Raw genomic sequence first — 16,151 nt, 5'->3', positions numbered from 1 at the left:
CAAGTGGTGGATCAGCTGACGCAGCACGATCCGAGGCGGATCGGACCGTTCGAGGTGCTCGGCAGGCTGGGCGCCGGTGGCATGGGCCTGGTCTATCTCGCGCGCTCCGCGTCGGGGCGGCGCGTGGCGATCAAGACGGTGCGGACCGAACTCGCCGAGGACCAGCTGTTCCGCGTCCGCTTCACGCGCGAGGTCGAGGCCGCGCGCGCCGTGTCCGGCTTCTACACGGCCGCCGTGGTGGACGCCGACCCGCGGGCCGCCGTGCCCTGGCTCGCCACCGCGTACGTCCCCGCGCCCTCGCTCGAAGAAATAGTGAATGAACACGGGCCGCTGCCCACCCAGGCCGTGCGCTGGCTCGCGGCCGGCGTGGCCGAGGCCCTGGAGTCCATCCACGGCGCGGGCCTGGTCCACCGCGACCTCAAGCCGTCGAACGTCCTCGTCGTCGAGGACGGGCCGCGCGTCATCGACTTCGGCATCGCGTCCGGCGTCTCCAACACGCGGCTGACCATGACGAACGTCGCCGTCGGCACGCCCGCGTACATGTCACCCGAGCAGGCCAAGGACTCCCGCAGCGTGACCGGCGCGAGCGACGTCTTCTCGCTCGGCTCCACGCTCGTCTTCGCCGCCACCGGCCACGCCCCCTTCCACGGCGCCAACCCCGTCGAGACCGTCTTCATGCTGCTCAGGGAGGGCCCCGACCTCGAAGGGCTGCCCGACGAGCTGCGCCCCCTCATCGAGTCCTGCATGCAGATGGAGGCGGCGCTGCGGCCCAGCCCCGCCGACCTCCAGGCGCAGCTCGCCCCGCACCTCTTCGCCTCCGAGAGCGCCGACAACGACGACAGCGGCACGGCCTCCGCGTGGCTGCCCGAGCGGGCCGTCGCGCTCATCGAGGCCCGCAGGGGCGGCCGTCCCCCGGCCCGGGTACCGGCCACGGCGGGTCGCAGCGGCGGCCGGGGTGCCGCCGTCCCCGCGGCGGTGCCCGCCACCGCCCCGCCGCCCCCGCAGCAGCCGCCGCCCGCGCCGCCGTCCCGGCCGCCGTTCGCGGCCACGCCCGACTCCGGGCCCGTGCGGCTCGCCGGGGCCAAGGTGCCGATCGGACCCGGGCCGCGGGTGGCCGACTCCCGCGCCTGCTCCGTGCCCGGCGACTCCGGGCTCGCCGCGTCCTGGTCGCGGTCCGCCTCGCCCAAGGCCGCGGCCAACGGCGTCGCCCCGGCGGCGCCCGCCGTGCCCGCGCCCTCGGCGGCGCCGGACCCGGGTCCCGAGGCGGCCAAGGCCTGGCGGCCGTGGCGGTTCCGGATGTCCAACGACGTGTGGGGCACCCCTGTCGTGGCCGGTGACCTGGTCTACGTCACCTCCTTCGAGGTCCACGCCCTGGACGTCGGCACGGGCCGCCGCAGCTTCAAGACGCGGGACGTCGCCTGGTCCATGGCGGTGGCCGACGGACGCGTCCACGCCTCAGACGGCCCCACGCTCTACGCCCTCGACGGCGCGGACGGCTCCGACCTGTGGCGGCTGCCGACCGACGCCTGGGTGTACTCCCTCCAGGCCGCCCGCGGCACGGTCGTGACCGGCACACGCGGCGGCGGCGTCCAGGCCTGGGAGGCCGCCAACGGCGAGAAGCTCTGGGAGATCACCGGCGCCCAGACCGACTTCGAGACGCCGGAGGCGGGGCCCGCCGTCTTCGACGGGACGGTGTACGTCTGGAAGGACGCGAGGCTGCGGGCCCTGGAGGCCCGTACGGGTGAGGAGCGCTGGTCCTACCCCGTCGGCGACGCGGCCTCCTGCGGAGGCGTGCCGGTCCGGCTCACCCAGGCGCAGGACGGCTACGTGTACGTCTCGGCCGGCAGCCGCGTCCTCGCCATCGACGTCGCCGCCGGGCACGTCCGCTGGCACTTCGAGGCGCCCGCCGCCTTCCTCTGCCCGCCGGCCTTCGCGTCCGGGCCCGCCGTGACGGGCGGCGGCGTGTACCTCGCCGACTACCTCGGCACGGTGTACGCCCTCGACGCCACGGACGGCCGCGACCGCTGGCGCATCGCCACGGAGTCCCGCTCCTCCATCGAGCCCGTCCTCGTCGCGGACGGCCACGTCCACGTGGGCAGCGGCAAGGGCCTCTACACCCTCGACGCCGTCACCGGCACCCCCAAGTGGCGCTTCCAGGCGGGCGGCGAGGTCGTCGGCGCGCCCGTCGTCGCGGACCGCCGCATCCACTTCGGCTCGACGGACCACCTGCTGTACACGCTGAAGGCCGACGACGGCCGCCTCCGCTGGAAGCTGGCCACCGGCGGCGAGATCACGGGGGCGCCCGTGGTGCGGGACGGCGTGGTGTACGCGTGCAGCAAGGACCGGTGCGTGTACGCGCTGGACGCGGAGCGGGGGACGGGGACGTCACCCCGGCCGTAGCCGCCGGTCCGCCGGCTCACCGCTCCGGCGGCTGCCGCCACCCGGCCGGGTCGTCCGGGTCGGCGGGCGGGGCCTGCGGGTGCGGTGGCGGTGGCGGTGGCGGCTCATGGGCGGCGACGGGGTCGGTGCCTCGGGCGTAGGTGCCGTTCTGCCAGGTGTGGGGGATGGCGGCCGTGTCGCGGGCGTGGGGGTCGTCCTCGTACTCCGGAGTGCGGGGTCCGTTCCCGTACTCGGGGGTGCGGGACCCGTACCCGTACCCGTACGCGGGGTCGCGGGGTCCGTTCCCGTGCTCGGGGGCGTAGGGCCCGTTCTCGCGCTCCCGGCCGGGCCGGCGGTGGGCGAATCGTCGTGGAGCGGTCCGGTGGCGGCCGGACAGCAGCGCTGCCGACAACAGCAGGAGGACTCCGCCGCCGAGTGCGCCGAGCACGCCCAGGCCGAGACCCGAGCCGTCGCCGGACACCGAGAGGCTGCCCGCCGCCTGCCCCTGCCGCACCATCCACAGCACCGCGAAGCCGAGCACGACCACGCCCGCCGCCGTCACGAGCAGCCGGGACCGCAGCAGCAGCCCGGCCAGTGTCAGCAGCGCCGCGAAGGCGAAGGGGAGGAAGAGCGAGCCGAAGAGTTCCGCGTCGGCGCCGGTGACCCCGGTCCCGGAGAAGAGTTCGTCGAGGCGGAAGTGGCGCCCGTGACGGCCGTCGTACCAGGCTCGGAAGGGGCTCCATACGGCGGCCGTCGCTCCGATGAGAGCGAGGACCGTCCCGAGGACGTTGCGGACCATGACGGGCCTCCTCGTACGTCACCACGCGCCGCGCCCCGCGTGACCACGTGAAGCGCCGCGCGCACCCGTACGCGTCTCTCAAGATGGACGCTACGCCGGGTGCGTGCCGCCTGCCACGCGGACGGTCACCGGATCCGGAAGCCGCCGCCCCGCCTGCTCTCGAACAGCTCCGCCTGGCGTTCCGGCGGCAGGTTGCCCAGCGCGATCAGGTGCGGCGCGTGGGCCATCGCGTGGGCACGGGACGCCTCCCTCGCCGACCAGAGCGAACGGACCGTGCCCTGGACCGCCTCCGTGGGGTAGGAGGCGATGGTCGCGGCGGCCCGCACGGCCGCCGGCAGCGCCCCACCCGGCGGGGTCAGCTCGGAGACCAGGCCCGTCTCGTACGCCCGTCGCGCGGATACGCGTTCGGCCGTGCCCATCAGGGACATCCTCGCGACTTCGCCGAACGGCATGCGCTGCGCCATGTGGACCGACTCGTACGCGCTGACCATGCCGTACGTCGTATGCGGGTCGAAGAACGTGGCGTTCTCGTCCGCGACGAGGAACTCCGCCTCGCCCAGCAGATAGAAGGCGCCTCCGCACGCCATGCCGTTGACGGCGGCGATCACCGGCTTCCAGAGGTCGTTGGCCTTCGGGCCGATCGTGAGGAGCGGGTCGTCGATCGTGTAGGGGGAGTCCGGCTGCGGCACCTTCACGGAGCGGTCGATGCCCGTGCAGAAGGCCTTCTCGCCCGCGCCGGTCACGACGATCGCGCGTACGGAGTCGTCGTACCGGAACTCCCGCCAGGCCGCGCCGAGTGCGGCTGCCGTCTCCAGGTCGATGGCGTTGTGCCGCGCCGGGCGGTCCAGGGTGAGGACCGCCACGCCGGTGTCCTTGTCGGCGGTCGTGCGCAGGGCGCCCGCCGCCGCCTCCCGCGCGGTCACGGGCGCTCCAGGACCCAGCGCGGGACCGTGATGCCGTCCAGATCCGCGAAGACCACGTGCACCCTCGCGCCGATGCGCAGGCGCTCCGGGTCGACGGAGTTCAGGGGGGCGTCGGGGGCCGCGACGAGGTTGCCGACCAGGCGGATGCGGGGGGCGTCGGCCAGTTCGACGACGATCGCGTTGTACGGCATCCGGGCGGCGTAGGCCGGGAGGAGGGGCGGGTGGGGGACGACGTAGGACCAGATGCGGCCCCGGCCGCTCATCCTGCGCCACGTGCTGTCGAAGGACTGGCAGTGGGGGCAGCAGGGGCGGGGCGGGAAGCGGGGCGCGCCGCAGGCGGGTTCGGCGCAGGTCTGTACGCGGAGTTCGCCTCGGGCGGCGTAGGTCCAGAAGGGGGTGCCGTCATCGTCCATGGCGGGCGTGAGCAGGGGCTCGAGTCCGGTCGTTTCCGCGTCTGCCATGTGGGGTTCCTTTGCGGGTGCGGGTTTGTTGTGGTTGCTCGCGCAGTTCCCCGCGCCCCTGACGGGGCGCCCTTCGCGCCGTCCCCGTCAAGCTCGCAGGAGCAGGGCCGAGGTCGGGACTCCCTCGCCCGCCGTCACCAGGCACGTCGACGCGTCCGGGACCTGTGCGGTGGAGGTTCCCCGCAGTTGCTTCACGCCTTCGTTGATGAGGTTGAAGCCGTGGACGTAGGCCTCGCTGAGGCCGCCGCCGCCGGTGTTGATGGGGAGCCTGCCGCCGCTCTCCAGGGCGCCGCCCTCGGTGAACGCGCCACCCTCACCGCGTCCGCAGAAGCCGTAGCCCTCCAGGGAGAGCGGGATGAGCGGGGTGAACGCGTCGTAGATCTGGGCGACGTCCACGTCCTGCGGTCCGAAGTCGGCCTGCTTCCACAGGTGCCGGGCCGCCGTCCAGGCGGGCCCGGAGAGCGGGGCGTCGTTCCAGTAGTTGACCATGCCGTGGTGCTGGGAGGGGAGCCCCTGGGCGACGGAGTGGACGTACACGGGTGTGGTACGACAGTCCCGGGCCCGCTCGGCCGACACCACGACGCACGCCAACGCCCCGTCCGTCTCCAGGCAGTTGTCGAAGAGGCAGAGCGGCTCGCTGATCCAGCGCGAGGTCATATACATGTCGCGGGTCAGCGGACGTTCGTACATCATCGCGGCCGGATTCTGGTTGGCGCGGTTGCGGCAGGCGAGGGCGACGTTGAAGAGGTGGTCGCGGGTGGTGCCGTACTCGTGCATGTGGCGGCGTGCGAGCATCGCGATCTCGTCGGCCGGGCGGAGGAGGCCGAAGGGGCGGGTCCACTGGGCGGGCGTGGGGAGTTGGACGGCGGTGTTCCGCCAGGGGCGGGGGCCGCTGCCGCGCTTGCGGGAGCGCCACGCGACGCCGACGCCCGCCTGGCCGGTGGCGATCGCGGAGGCGAGGTGCGCGACGGTGGCGCAGGAACCGCCGCCGCCGTAGCCGACCTTGCTGAAGAAGGTGACGTCACCCGCGCCGATGGCCTTGGCCACCTCCACCTCGTCGGTCTCCTCCATCGTGTACGAGGCGAAGGCGTCCACCTCCGAGGGCGCGATGCCCGCGTCGTCGAGCGCCGCGACGATGGCCCGGCACGCCAACTCCTTCTCACTCTGGGGGAGTTGTCTGGCAAAGGGGGTCTGGCCTATCCCGGCTATCGCTGTAGCGTCCTTGAGTGCGGGCATGGGCGGCGGCACCTCCGCGGGAGAGGCGACTCGGTCGCCGTCTCGACTGCTGACAGGGCGTCAGGCTACCGCTAATCTGACGGGCAGTCAGCTACTGCGGTGGGAGGGGCTTGCGATGCGCGGCGACCTGCGGTGGGGGTCCATCCCGGGGCTGGTCGGGGCGGCCGCCGAGCGGTACGGCGAGCGGGAGGCGGTCGTCGAGGGCCGCACCCGTATCTCGTACGAGGAACTGGGCGGGCGCGTGGAGCGTGCCGCGGCCGCCTGCATGGCGAGCGGTGTCGAGCCGGGCGACCGTGTCGCCGTCTGGGCCCCCAACACGCTCGACTGGATCGTCTCCGCACTGGGCGCGGTCTCGGCGGGCGCCGTCCTCGTCCCCCTGAACACCCGCTTCAAGGGCGCGGAGGCCGCCTACGTCCTGGCCCGCACCTGGGCGAGGCTCCTCTTCGTCACCGGCACCTTCCTCGGCACGTCGTACGTGGCCTCCCTGCGCCGCGCGGCGGCCGACGGCCCGGGGGACGGGCCGCTGCCCGGCATCCCGCACCTGGAGCAGGTGGTCGTCCTCTCCGACGACGCACCGGAGGACTTCCGTACCTGGAAGGACTTCCTGGCGGGCGGCGAGGCCGTGGACGCGGCCGCCGTGCGCGCGCGGGCGGCGTCGGTGGACGGCTCGGCGCCCTCGGACATCATCTTCACGTCCGGTACGACGGGCCGGCCCAAGGGCGCCGTGATCACCCACGCCCAGACACTGCGCTGCTACGACGTGTGGAGCGATCTCGCGGGGCTGCGCGAGGGCGACCGCTATCTGATCGTGAACCCCTTCTTCCACACCTTCGGCTACAAGGCCGGGATCATCGCCTGCCTGATGCGGGGCGCCACGATGATCCCGCAGCCGGTCTTCGACGTCGACACGGTCCTCGCGAACATCGCCGCGGAACGCGTCTCCGTCCTGCCCGGCCCGCCCACCCTGCACCAGTCCCTCCTCGACCACCCCTCCCGCCGCCAGTACGACCTGTCGGCGCTGCGGCTCGTGGTGACGGGCGCGGCGGTCGTGCCGCTCCGACTGGTGGAGCGGCTGCGCGGCGAACTGCGCGTGGGCACGGTCCTCACCGCGTACGGCCTCTCGGAGGCGAGCGGCATCGTCACCATGTGCCGGCGCGGCGACCCGGCCGAGCTGATCGCGTCGACGTCGGGGCGGGCGATCCCCGACACGGAGATCCGGGTGGTGTCCCCCAACGGGGAGACGCTGTCACCGGGCCACCCCGGCGAGGTCCTGGTCCGCGGCCACCACGTCATGCGGGGCTACTTCGAGGACCCCGCGGAGACGGCCCGCGCGATCTCGGCGGACGGCTGGCTGCGGACCGGCGACGTCGGCGTCCTGGATGCGGAGGGGTACCTCCGCATCACGGACCGCATCAAGGACATGTTCATCGTCGGCGGCTTCAACGCCTATCCCGCCGAGATAGAGCAACTCCTCGGCGCCCACCCGGATGTGGCGGACGTCGCGGTGATCGGGGTGCCCGACCCGAGGCTGGGCGAGGTCGGCAGGGCGTACGTGGTGCGGCGGCCGGGTTCCGTGGTGACGGCGGACGACCTGATCGCGTGGTCGCGGCGGGAGATGGCGAACTACAAGGTGCCGCGGGGGGTGGAGTTCGTGGCGGAGCTGCCGAGGAACGCGAGTGGGAAGGTGGTGAAGGGGGAGTTGCGGAGGGGGGTGAGGTAGCCGGCCCGGCGGTGGTCAGGGCCGCGGGGTGCGTGCGGGGGCCTCTGCGGCTTCGGCCGCGATGAGGGCCGCGCGCTCCGCCTCGCCGCACTCCACGCAGAATTCGTTCCCCTCGGGGTCGGCGAGGAGGGCCCAGCCGCGGCCGGTGGGCTTGCGGTGGTCGTCGACCAGCTTCGCGCCGAGCGCGACGAGCCGCTCGACCTCCTCGTCGCGGGTGCGGTCCTGCGGCTGGAGGTCGACGTGCAGCCGGTTCTTGACGGTCTTGGCTTCGGGCACGGTGACGAAGAGGAGGGTGATGCCCTCCGCCGTGACGAGGGCTTCGGGATCTCCGGGGAAGTCGTCGTCGGCGAGCGATCCGCCGAGGACCCCGGCCCAGAAGGTGGCCTGGCGGTGGGCGTCGTGGCAGTCGAATGTGAGGTGGCGCACAAGGGAGGTCATGGGCGGCACTATCCGGGCCGGGGGCCGGGCTGTCCACGGGATTTCGGGGCGGGCCGTCCCCGGGGGCGTGGGGCGGGGCCGGGCGGCCCGAGCGGCCGGGGGCTGTTCAGTGGCCGGTCGGCGGCTCTATGCAACCGGTCTCCATGAAGCGTCCGGTGGCCCTGACCTCGTAGTTGGTCTTCTGGACGAAGGCGGTCACGCAGGCGTCGTCCCCTACGTAGAGACCGATCATCGCGCCCTCGGGCGTGACGTTGCCACCTTCCTCGTAACGCTCGTACATCTCCCGCACGTCCAGCTCCCCGCCGAGCAGCTCGCCCCCGCTGGTCGTCTCGCGGACCTCGTACCCCAGCTCGCCGGTGAGCGCGGCGCGCACCTGGTCCGGGTCCCACTCCTTCTGCTGCCAGAGCCGCTTCAGCACGGGCTTGATACGGGCGGCTTCCGCCAGCGCCGCCTTCTTGTCGGCGGAGGACATCTCACCGGGGCGACGGTAGGCGTTGTTCTCACCGTTGTGGGGAGCGCCGTCGACGACTCCGGGTTCCACGTAGGGGGAGGCGCCGGGAGCCGACGGGCTGGGGGCCGACGGACTGGGGGCCGACGGGCTGCGGGAGGCCTGTGGGGAGGTGTCGTCGCGGGGCGCGTCCGAGGCGGACCCGGCCCGTGTCTCGCTCCCGCAGGCGGTCAGCGGCGCGGCGGCCGCCAGCAGGAGGGCGGCGGCCCGGAGGCGTCTTCGATGCGTAGGCGAGGTGACCATGTGCATGACTCTGCCACGCAGAGGCGACCTCGCCACTCCGCTCTGGAGTTCGACTCTGCGACGATTGCGCGATGAACGCCGCACCGCCCCGCTCCCGCATCCTCTTCGTCACGGACCTCGCCTACGAGGCCAAGGGCCGCCGCTACTGCGACGAGGACATCTACCTCACCGCCCGCCTCCGCGAGGACTTCGACGTGGCCCTGTGCCACCCGCTGGACGCGGCGTCCCTCATGGAGACGTCCGCCTTCGACGCGGTGATGGTCCGCAACAGCGGCCCGGTCCTGAACTACCAGGCCGACTGGGACGACTTCAGGGCGCGCGCGGCGAGGTGCGGGGCGCGGGTCTACAACCAGCTCACCGGCAGGGCGGACATGCTGGGCAAGCAGTACCTGCTGGACCTGACGGCCGCGGGGTATCCCGTGATCCCGACGGTCGACGACCCCCGGCAGGCCGACCGGCTCCCGGAAGCGGCCACGTACGCGGTCAAGCCGAAGCAGGGCGCGGACTCGATCGGCCTTGAGTTCCTGCCGAGGGAGGCGTTGGCGGCCCTGACGCCCGCCGCGGCCTCCGGGATCCTGATCCAGCCGCGCATCGACTTCACGTACGAGGTGTCGTTCTACTTCGTCGACCGCGCTTTCCAGTACGCCCTCTACGCCCCCGACCCGGAGCGCCGCTGGCACCTGGAGCGTTACGCCCCCACCCCTGAGGACCTGGCCTTCGCGCAACGCTTCGTCGACTGGAACACGATCGACCACGGAATCCAGCGGGTGGACGCGTGCCGCACCCCGTCCGGCGGCCTGCTCCTGGTCGAGCTGGAGGACCTGAACCCGTATCTGTCCCTCGACCTGCTGGACGAGGAGACGCGGGACGCGTTCGTGGCGGCCGTGAAGGCCGGCCTCCGTGCCCAACCGGCGGCCGCGATCAGTCCTGCGGCGTGACAGGGATGTGGGAGTCGCCCTGCGGCGTGACCGGGATGTGACTGTCACCCAGGGGGGAGAGGGGGCCGGTGCCGGCTCCCTTCGGGGTGACGGGCGCCTGGTGGCCGGCGAACGCCGGGGTCGCCGCGCCGCCGGCGACCGCCGCCGAGAGGGCCAGCGCGACGAAAGCCTTTTTGGTGCGAGTCATGTCAACTCCTGTGTGCGTTCTGTGCGGTTGGTGCGATCTATGCAATCGGTGCGATCTGTGCGAGCGGTGCGTTGTGCGCGATTGAACCAGTGGTGAGTCATGCGTCGGCCGCGGCGGCTCCCCCTCCGCGCCGCCGCGGCCGACCCCCGTCGGGAATGAAGTCCTCAGGCGCCCTTGGGCGGCGGGGCGGGCATGTGGCTGTCGCCCTGCGTGGTGAGCGTGCCGTCCTTCGGCGGAGTCGGCATGTGGCTGTCACCTTGCGTGGCGGCCTTGCCGTCCTTCGGCGGGGCGGGCATGTGGCTGTCGCCCATGGTCGTGATGTCCGGGCTCTTCGTGGTGTCGCTCATGATGGATCTCCCCCGTGGTTTTGACGGTTCGCTGGGGCGAACACCCGCTCGGCAACTCCCCCGAGGGTCGCCGAACGGGCGTTCCAGGGCCGCTCACCCTATCTGTGGGGCCCGGTGCGACCCGTCTGCCCCCCGACGCGACGGGTCGATGCATTGAGAGTGACAGCTGCTCATAAACGTTCGATGAACGCGGTGAACGGCCTCGTCAGGCCGCCGCGACGGGGTGGAGGAGCCCGCGCACCTCACCGGTCTCGGGAGCCCCTGTCCGCTCGTGGATGGCCAGGGCCTCGCGCCAGCACGCCCGTGCGCGGTCGAGCTGGCCCAGGCTGTCGAGGGCCTTGCCCAGGAGCGTGAGTACGTTGGCCCGCATCCAGTCGCCGCCGATGAACCCCGTGGTGAGCGCCTGCTCGGCGTGCTGCGCCGCCAGGGTGGTGCGGCCGGACCTGAGGTGGACCTGCGCGATGCGGTAGTGCGTCGTGCCTTCCCACAGCCGCTGCCGGTTCTCCACGAAGACCTGCAAGGCCTCGGTCAGCTGGTCCATCGCCTCGGGGTGGCGGCCCGCGTGGCTGAGGACGATGCCGAGGGCGTACCGGGCGTTGGCGAGCCGGAAGGTGAGACCGAGGTCGTCGTAGATCGCGATGCCCTGCCGCACGAGGTCGATCGCCGTGGAGGTGCGCCCCAGGGCGACGAGGACACGGGAGAGGTTGCACAGGGCGCTGGCCTCACCCGGGCGGTTGCCGTCCGCGCGGAAGGCGTCGATCGCCCGGAGCAGATAGCGCTCGCTGGCCGCGGGCCGGTTCAGGCAGTTCGCGGCGATGCCCAGCTCATTGGGTGCGTTGCTGCCGGTCCACGGGTCGTCGGTGGTCTCACCGAGGCCGGTGGCGTGCTCCGCCTCCAGCCGCGCGGCCTCGAAGCGGCCCGCGTTGTTGTGGACCTGTGCCAGCGTCACCCGCGCCCGCCCCTCCGCGTGCGCGTCGCCGAGGGCCGATGCCGCGTCCCTCGCCGCCGACGCGGCCAGTTCGTAGCGCAGCGAGCTTGCGCCCGACTCCGCCAGGTCCTTGGACGCCAGGAGGAGGTCCACGGCGCGGCGCAGGGTGTGCGGGCCCAGGGACTGCTGGACGCAGGCCAGGATGCAGGCCGCCTCCGAGTGGAGCCAGTCCAGGGCCTTCGCGTCGTCGCTGAAGTCCTGGCCCAGGTGTCCGGTGGGTTCGAGGTGGTCCACCGTGCGGTCGCCGGGCCGCTCGATGGCGTAGACCCGCGCCGCCGTCGCCAGATAGAAGTCCAGCAGGCGCGACATCGCCGCGTCCCGCTCGCTCGGCGGCTGTTCGTCGCGGTCGGCGCACGCGCGCGCGTAGAGGCGTACGAGGTCGTGGTAGCGGTAGCGGCCCGGTGCCGCGGACTCGATGAGCGAGGTGTCGACCAGCGCCTCCAGGAGGTCCTCCGTCTCCTCTACGGGGCGGTCGAGGATCGCCGCCGCCGCGGCGAGGGAGAGGTCGGGGCCGTCCGCGAGGCCGAGGAGGCGGAAGGCGCGGGCCTGACTCGGCTCCAGCTGGCCGTAGCCGAGTTCGAAGGTGGCCTTGACCGCGAGGTCGCCCGCCTGGAGTTCGTCGAGGCGCCGCCGCTCGTCCGCCAGCTTCGCCGCGAGCGTCGAGACCGTCCAGGTGCGGCGGGCCGCGAGGCGGGACGCCGCGATGCGGATGGCGAGGGGCAGGAAGCCGCAGGCCGCGACGACGTCCAGGGCCGCTTTCCGTTCCGAGGTGACCCGTTCCTCGCCGACGATGCGGGTGAACAGGAGCAGGGCCTCCTCGGGGGACATCACGTCCAGGTCGACCAGGTGCGCGCCCGCCAGGTCGACCATCCGGACGCGGCTCGTGACGAGCGCCGCGCAGCCCTCCATGCCGGGGAGCAGGGGGCGGACCTGCGCGGCGTCGCGGGCGTTGTCCAGGAGGACGAGGACGCGGCGGCCGTCGAGGACCGAGCGGTACAGGGCCGCCCGTTCCGCCAGGGAGTCCGGGATCGCGGAGTCGGGCGTGCCGAGGGCGCGCAGGAACGCGCCGAGGACCGTCTCCGGCTCCGCCGCCCGCGCGCCCGCGCCCTGGAGGTCGACGTAGAGCTGGCCGTCGGGGAAGTGGGCGCGGGCCACGTGCGCGACGTGGACGGCGAGGGTCGTCTTGCCGACGCCCCCGATGCCCGCGAGGGCCGAGACCGCCATCACCCGCCCCTCGGCCGAGGAGAGGATGTCGCTCAGCTCGCCGACGAAGGAGGCCCGGCCGGTGAAGTCCGGGACGGTCGCGGGGAGTTGGGCGGGCCGGACGGCGGTCGTGGCCGGTTCCGGGCCGGCGGCCGAGGGTTCCGCGAGGGCCGGGTCGGCCTGGAGGATGCGCTGCTGGAGTTCCTTGAGGCCGGGGCGCGGGTCCACGCCCAGCTCGTCGGCGAGCAGGCGGCGCGTGTCCGCGTAGACCGCGAGGGCCTCGGCCTGGCGGCCGCTGCGGTAGAGGGCCAGCATCAGCAGTTCGCGCAGGCGCTCGCGCAGGGGGTGGGCGGCCGTCAGGGCGGTCAGCTCGGACACCGCCTCCGCGTGGCAGCCGGCTTCGAGGTCCATGTCGAGGCGCGACTCGATCAGTTGCAGTCGCCACTCGTCGAGGCGGGTGCGCTGGGTGTCCGCGTAGGGGCCGGGGACGCCGGCCAGGGGCTCGCCGTCCCACAGGCCGAGGGACTTGTTCACCAGTGCGCGGGCCTGGCCGAGGTCACCGATGCCGCGGGCCTTCTCGGCGGTCGCCCAGAGATCTTCCGCAACGGCCAGGTCGAGGGCGCCGTCCGCGACCTGGAGGGCGTACCCGCCGGATTCGCTGACGAGAACTCCCGGAGGCAGCACCTTCCGCAGCCGCGACGCGTACGTACGTACCGCCGCCAGGGCCTGCGAGGGCGGTTCCTCGCCCCAGAGGGCGTCGATCAGCTCCGAGGCCGTGGCCGTACGGCCATCCCGCAGCAGCAGGGCCGCCAGCAGGGCCCGCTGCTGTGGCGAGCCCGTCGGGAGCTGTTCCGTGCCGTGCCACGCGCGCACCGGTCCGAGCACGCTGAAGCGTGACGTCCGGGCCTCGGGGTGCCCCTCGGCCCGTGCCCCGGGGGTGTTCCCCGAGGCCGGACGCCACTGCTCCGGTACTCGCGGTACATCGACCATCGCTCCCCCTGCCGCCCTGCCGTTCCCAAGTCCTGCCGGTCGCGGGCCTGCCCTGCCCGCGTCTTGCCGTATTCGGTCATGCCGCGGCGGGGCCGCGGCCGCTTCGGGCGGCGCGGGCCGTGCCTCGGTTCGTGCACCCCGCCAGTTTGCCTTGTCCATGGCGGATGCGTCAGCCGTGGGAGACGGCTCTCACAGGGTCCTCGCACGGGGTTCCGCACGGCGTTCCGCATGGCGTCCCGCGTGGCGCGGTGTTCCGGTGTGCGTCATGGGGCGGCGTACGCATAGCTGACGGCCCGTCAGATCGGCGCTACCGTGGGCCGTATGGAGACCACGAAGAGTGCGGAAAGTGTGGGTGGCGCGGTGGGCGCGGGTGGCGTGGGGGCCTTCCCGAAGATCATCTCGGTGGACGACCACACCGTCGAACCCCCGCACGTGTGGCGGGACCGGCTCCCGTCGAAGTACCGGGACCGCGGCCCCCGCATCGTCCGCGCCCCGCTGAAGGAAATGTCCTTCCTGGGCGGGAAGTTCGCGCCGGTGATAGGGCGGCAGGGCGACGAAGGGCCCATAGGGGACTGGTGGATATACGAGGATCTGCACCGGCCGCTCACCCGCCTCGACACGGCTGTCGGCTGCGCCAGGGACGAGATCAGACTGGAGGTCATCACCTACGAGCAGATGCGCCCGGGGTCCTACAGCGTGCCCGACCGCCTCGCCGACATGGACGTCAACCACGTCCAGTCCGCCCTCTGCTTCCCCACCTTCCCGCGCTTTTGCGGGCAGACGTTCACGGAGGCCGGGGACCGTGAGCTGGGCCTCCTCGGCGTACGCGCGTACAACGACTGGATGGTGGAGGAGTGGTGCGGCCCCGAGGCCCGGGGCCGCCTCATACCGCTGACCCTCATTCCGCTCTGGGACGCCGAGCTGGCCGCCGCCGAGGTGCGGCGCAACGCGGCTCGCGGGGTGCGGGCGGTCGCCTTCTCCGAGATCCCGCCGCACCTCGGCCTGCCCTCCATCCACACCGACGCGTGGGACCCCTTCCTCGCCGCGTGCGACGAGACGGGCACGGTCGTGGCCATGCACATCGGCTCGTCCAGCAGGATGCCGTCGACCTCGGCGGACGCGCCGCCCGCGGTCGGCTCCACCATCACCTTCGCCAACTGCTGCTTCTCGATGGTGGACTGGCTGATGAGCGGCAAGTTCGAACGCTTCCCCAGTCTGAAGGTCATGTACGCGGAGGGTCAGATCGGCTGGATCCCGTACATCCTGGAGCGGGCGGACGTGGTGTGGGAGGAGAACCGCGGCTGGGGCGGGGTCGCCGACAAGGTCCGCCGCCCGCCGTCCGAACTGTTCGCCGAGCACGTGTACGGGTGCTTCTTCGACGACGCCTTCGGGCTGCGGAACCTGGAGTCGATCGGGGTCGGGAACGTGCTCTACGAGACGGACTACCCGCACTCGGACTCGACGTGGCCGAAGTCCCGGGAAGTGGGGGAGGCGCAGATGGGGCACCTGGCGGGGGACGTCGTGGAGCGGATCGTGCGGGGCAACGCGATTGGCCTTCTCGGTCTTACGGGGGAGGGGCTCTGGGCGGGGGCCTGACCCTGGCGGGGCTGGGGGTGGATTTCGTCCTGTCCTCGCCGTCGTGGCCGCCCCTGTCCCGCCGCTCCGCGGCGGATGCTTTCCCACCCACCCACCCGTTTGCCCCGCGCTGCGAAGGCGGGGTGGGGCCCCTGTGACACCCCGCCCCTTGCCTGACGTGCCGTCAGCTATCAAGCTGGCCGCCGACACATACATGACGCTGCGTCAAGTCCAGCCCTGCAGAGAGGCAGGTGGTCGCCCATGGCCCCGCAGGCGCAGAGGCATTCGTCCCTCCCGTACGGGATGCAGTTGCCCATCCAGTCCCAGAGCCGTCTCTACGCCGAACCCTGGGAGGCCACCGCCACCCCCCTCGACCTGAGAGAGATCGCCCGCACCGCGGACGAAACCGGCTTCGCCTACCTCGCGAGCTGCGACCACGTCGCCATCCCCCGCCGCCTCGCCGACGGCATGGGCACCACCTGGTACGACCCCGTCGCCACCCTCGCCCACCTCGCCGCCGTCACCGAGAACGTCCGGCTGATGAGCCACGTCGCCGTCGTCGGCCTGCGCCACCCCCTCGTCACCGCCAAGCAGTACGCGACCCTGGACCACCTCAGCGGCGGCCGGCTGATCCTCGGGGTCGGGGCGGGGCACGTGCAGGAGGAGTTCGAGGTGCTCGGTGTCGACTTCGAGCGGCGCGGGGCCCTGCTCGACGAGAGCATCGACGCGTTGAAGGCGGCGCTCGGGGCGGAGGAGTATCCCGAACACCACGGTGCCTTCTTCGACTTCGGTGGCCTCGGGCAGCGGCCCCGGCCCGCTCAGCCGCGTGTGCCCGTCTGGGTCGGCGGGTCCTCGCCCGCCGCCGTCCGCCGCGCTGCGACCCGTGCCGACGGCTGGCTTCCGCAGGGCGACCCCCGCGACAAGCTGCCCGCCCGGATCGCGAGGCTCAGGCGGCTGCGGGAGGAGGCGGGGAACGAGGAGCCGATCACCGTCGGCGCGATCACCGAGGTCCTGTACGTCGGCGAGCCGAGCTGGCCCGTCGGGCGCCGGACCCTGCACGGCAAGCCGGACGCCCTCGCGGAGTCGCTGCGCGCGTACGCGGCGATGGGCGTCGACCAGATCCAGGTCCGCTTCCGCAGTCGCACACGTACCGAACTCACGGATCAGATGCGGGCGTTCGCCGCCGACGTGGCACCCCACCTCACCTGACGACCTA

Annotated in this window: 14 protein-coding genes; 5 read left to right on the top strand and 9 right to left on the bottom strand. The window is 73.0% G+C overall.

Annotation, left to right across the window (positions count from 1 at the left end; all coding sequences use genetic code 11):
* Window positions 1-3: 3 nt before the first annotated feature.
* Window positions 4-2,400 carry a protein serine/threonine kinase AfsK gene (gene afsK, locus CP975_RS15065; protein WP_150476984.1) on the top strand — a complete coding sequence of 799 codons (2,397 nt, stop codon included), beginning with the start codon at window positions 4-6 and terminating at the stop codon, window positions 2,398-2,400.
* 16 nt (window positions 2,401-2,416) lie between these two features.
* Here the strand turns inward: afsK and CP975_RS35770 are convergent, their stop codons facing one another.
* From CP975_RS35770 to CP975_RS15045, 4 genes are all read right to left on the bottom strand, one after another.
* Window positions 2,417-3,178, bottom strand: coding sequence for a hypothetical protein (locus CP975_RS35770; protein ID WP_246201526.1), 762 nt, complete (start codon window positions 3,176-3,178; stop codon window positions 2,417-2,419).
* A gap of 125 nt (window positions 3,179-3,303) precedes the next feature.
* Entirely contained in the window at window positions 3,304-4,101 is a 798-nt protein-coding gene (locus CP975_RS15055) for an enoyl-CoA hydratase/isomerase family protein (RefSeq protein WP_246201525.1), read from the bottom strand.
* Entirely contained in the window at window positions 4,098-4,562 is a 465-nt protein-coding gene (locus CP975_RS15050) for a Zn-ribbon domain-containing OB-fold protein (RefSeq protein WP_150476983.1), read from the bottom strand. The genes CP975_RS15055 and CP975_RS15050 overlap by 4 nt, the downstream gene beginning before the upstream one ends.
* An 87-nt stretch (window positions 4,563-4,649) precedes the next feature.
* Window positions 4,650-5,798: a lipid-transfer protein gene (locus CP975_RS15045; protein WP_150476982.1), complete on the bottom strand. Its 1,149-nt coding sequence runs from the start codon at window positions 5,796-5,798 to the stop codon at window positions 4,650-4,652.
* 115 nt (window positions 5,799-5,913) lie between these two features.
* Here CP975_RS15045 and CP975_RS15040 point away from each other — a divergent pair, with 115 nt between their 5' ends.
* The gene (locus tag CP975_RS15040) at window positions 5,914-7,518 is read left to right on the top strand and encodes a FadD3 family acyl-CoA ligase (RefSeq protein ID WP_150476981.1); all 1,605 of its coding nucleotides are present in this window, start codon (window positions 5,914-5,916) and stop codon (window positions 7,516-7,518) included.
* A gap of 15 nt (window positions 7,519-7,533) precedes the next feature.
* Here CP975_RS15040 and CP975_RS15035 read toward each other — a convergent pair whose 3' ends face one another.
* Both CP975_RS15035 and CP975_RS15030 read right to left on the bottom strand, forming a co-directional pair.
* Window positions 7,534-7,956, bottom strand: a complete 423-nt coding sequence (locus tag CP975_RS15035; RefSeq protein WP_055530792.1) for a VOC family protein — start codon at window positions 7,954-7,956, stop codon at window positions 7,534-7,536.
* A gap of 106 nt (window positions 7,957-8,062) precedes the next feature.
* Window positions 8,063-8,707, bottom strand: coding sequence for a hypothetical protein (locus tag CP975_RS15030; protein WP_055535542.1), 645 nt, complete (start codon window positions 8,705-8,707; stop codon window positions 8,063-8,065).
* A gap of 71 nt (window positions 8,708-8,778) precedes the next feature.
* Here CP975_RS15030 and CP975_RS15025 point away from each other — a divergent pair, with 71 nt between their 5' ends.
* Entirely contained in the window at window positions 8,779-9,645 is an 867-nt protein-coding gene (locus CP975_RS15025; RefSeq protein WP_055535535.1) for a hypothetical protein, read from the top strand.
* On the opposite strand, the gene CP975_RS15020 is transcribed toward CP975_RS15025, so the two are convergent.
* From CP975_RS15020 to afsR, 3 genes are all read right to left on the bottom strand, one after another.
* Window positions 9,629-9,832 carry a hypothetical protein gene (locus CP975_RS15020; RefSeq protein ID WP_055535537.1) on the bottom strand — a complete coding sequence of 68 codons (204 nt, stop codon included), beginning with the start codon at window positions 9,830-9,832 and terminating at the stop codon, window positions 9,629-9,631. The two genes, CP975_RS15025 and CP975_RS15020, sit on opposite strands and share 17 nt — an antisense overlap.
* Window positions 9,833-9,996: 164 nt before the next feature.
* The gene (locus CP975_RS15015; protein ID WP_055535538.1) at window positions 9,997-10,179 is read right to left on the bottom strand and encodes a hypothetical protein; all 183 of its coding nucleotides are present in this window, start codon (window positions 10,177-10,179) and stop codon (window positions 9,997-9,999) included.
* Between the two features lie 205 nt (window positions 10,180-10,384).
* Window positions 10,385-13,360, bottom strand: a complete 2,976-nt coding sequence (afsR, locus tag CP975_RS15010) for an SARP-family global regulator AfsR (protein ID WP_055535540.1) — start codon at window positions 13,358-13,360, stop codon at window positions 10,385-10,387.
* A 375-nt stretch (window positions 13,361-13,735) separates the two neighbouring features.
* On the opposite strand from afsR, the gene CP975_RS15005 reads away from it, so the two are divergent.
* The gene (locus tag CP975_RS15005; RefSeq protein WP_150477896.1) at window positions 13,736-14,956 is read left to right on the top strand and encodes an amidohydrolase family protein; all 1,221 of its coding nucleotides are present in this window, start codon (window positions 13,736-13,738) and stop codon (window positions 14,954-14,956) included.
* A 240-nt stretch (window positions 14,957-15,196) separates the two neighbouring features.
* Complete coding sequence (locus tag CP975_RS15000) at window positions 15,197-16,144, top strand: TIGR03619 family F420-dependent LLM class oxidoreductase (RefSeq protein WP_055530149.1); 948 nt, start codon at window positions 15,197-15,199, stop codon at window positions 16,142-16,144.
* The last annotated feature ends 7 nt before the right edge of the window (window positions 16,145-16,151 follow it).

This window comes from Streptomyces alboniger (assembly GCF_008704395.1).
Classification (GTDB): Bacteria; Actinomycetota; Actinomycetes; order Streptomycetales; family Streptomycetaceae; genus Streptomyces; species Streptomyces alboniger.
Note: the sequence above shows the minus strand (reverse complement) of the source record. Positions and strands in the feature narration are given on the sequence as shown.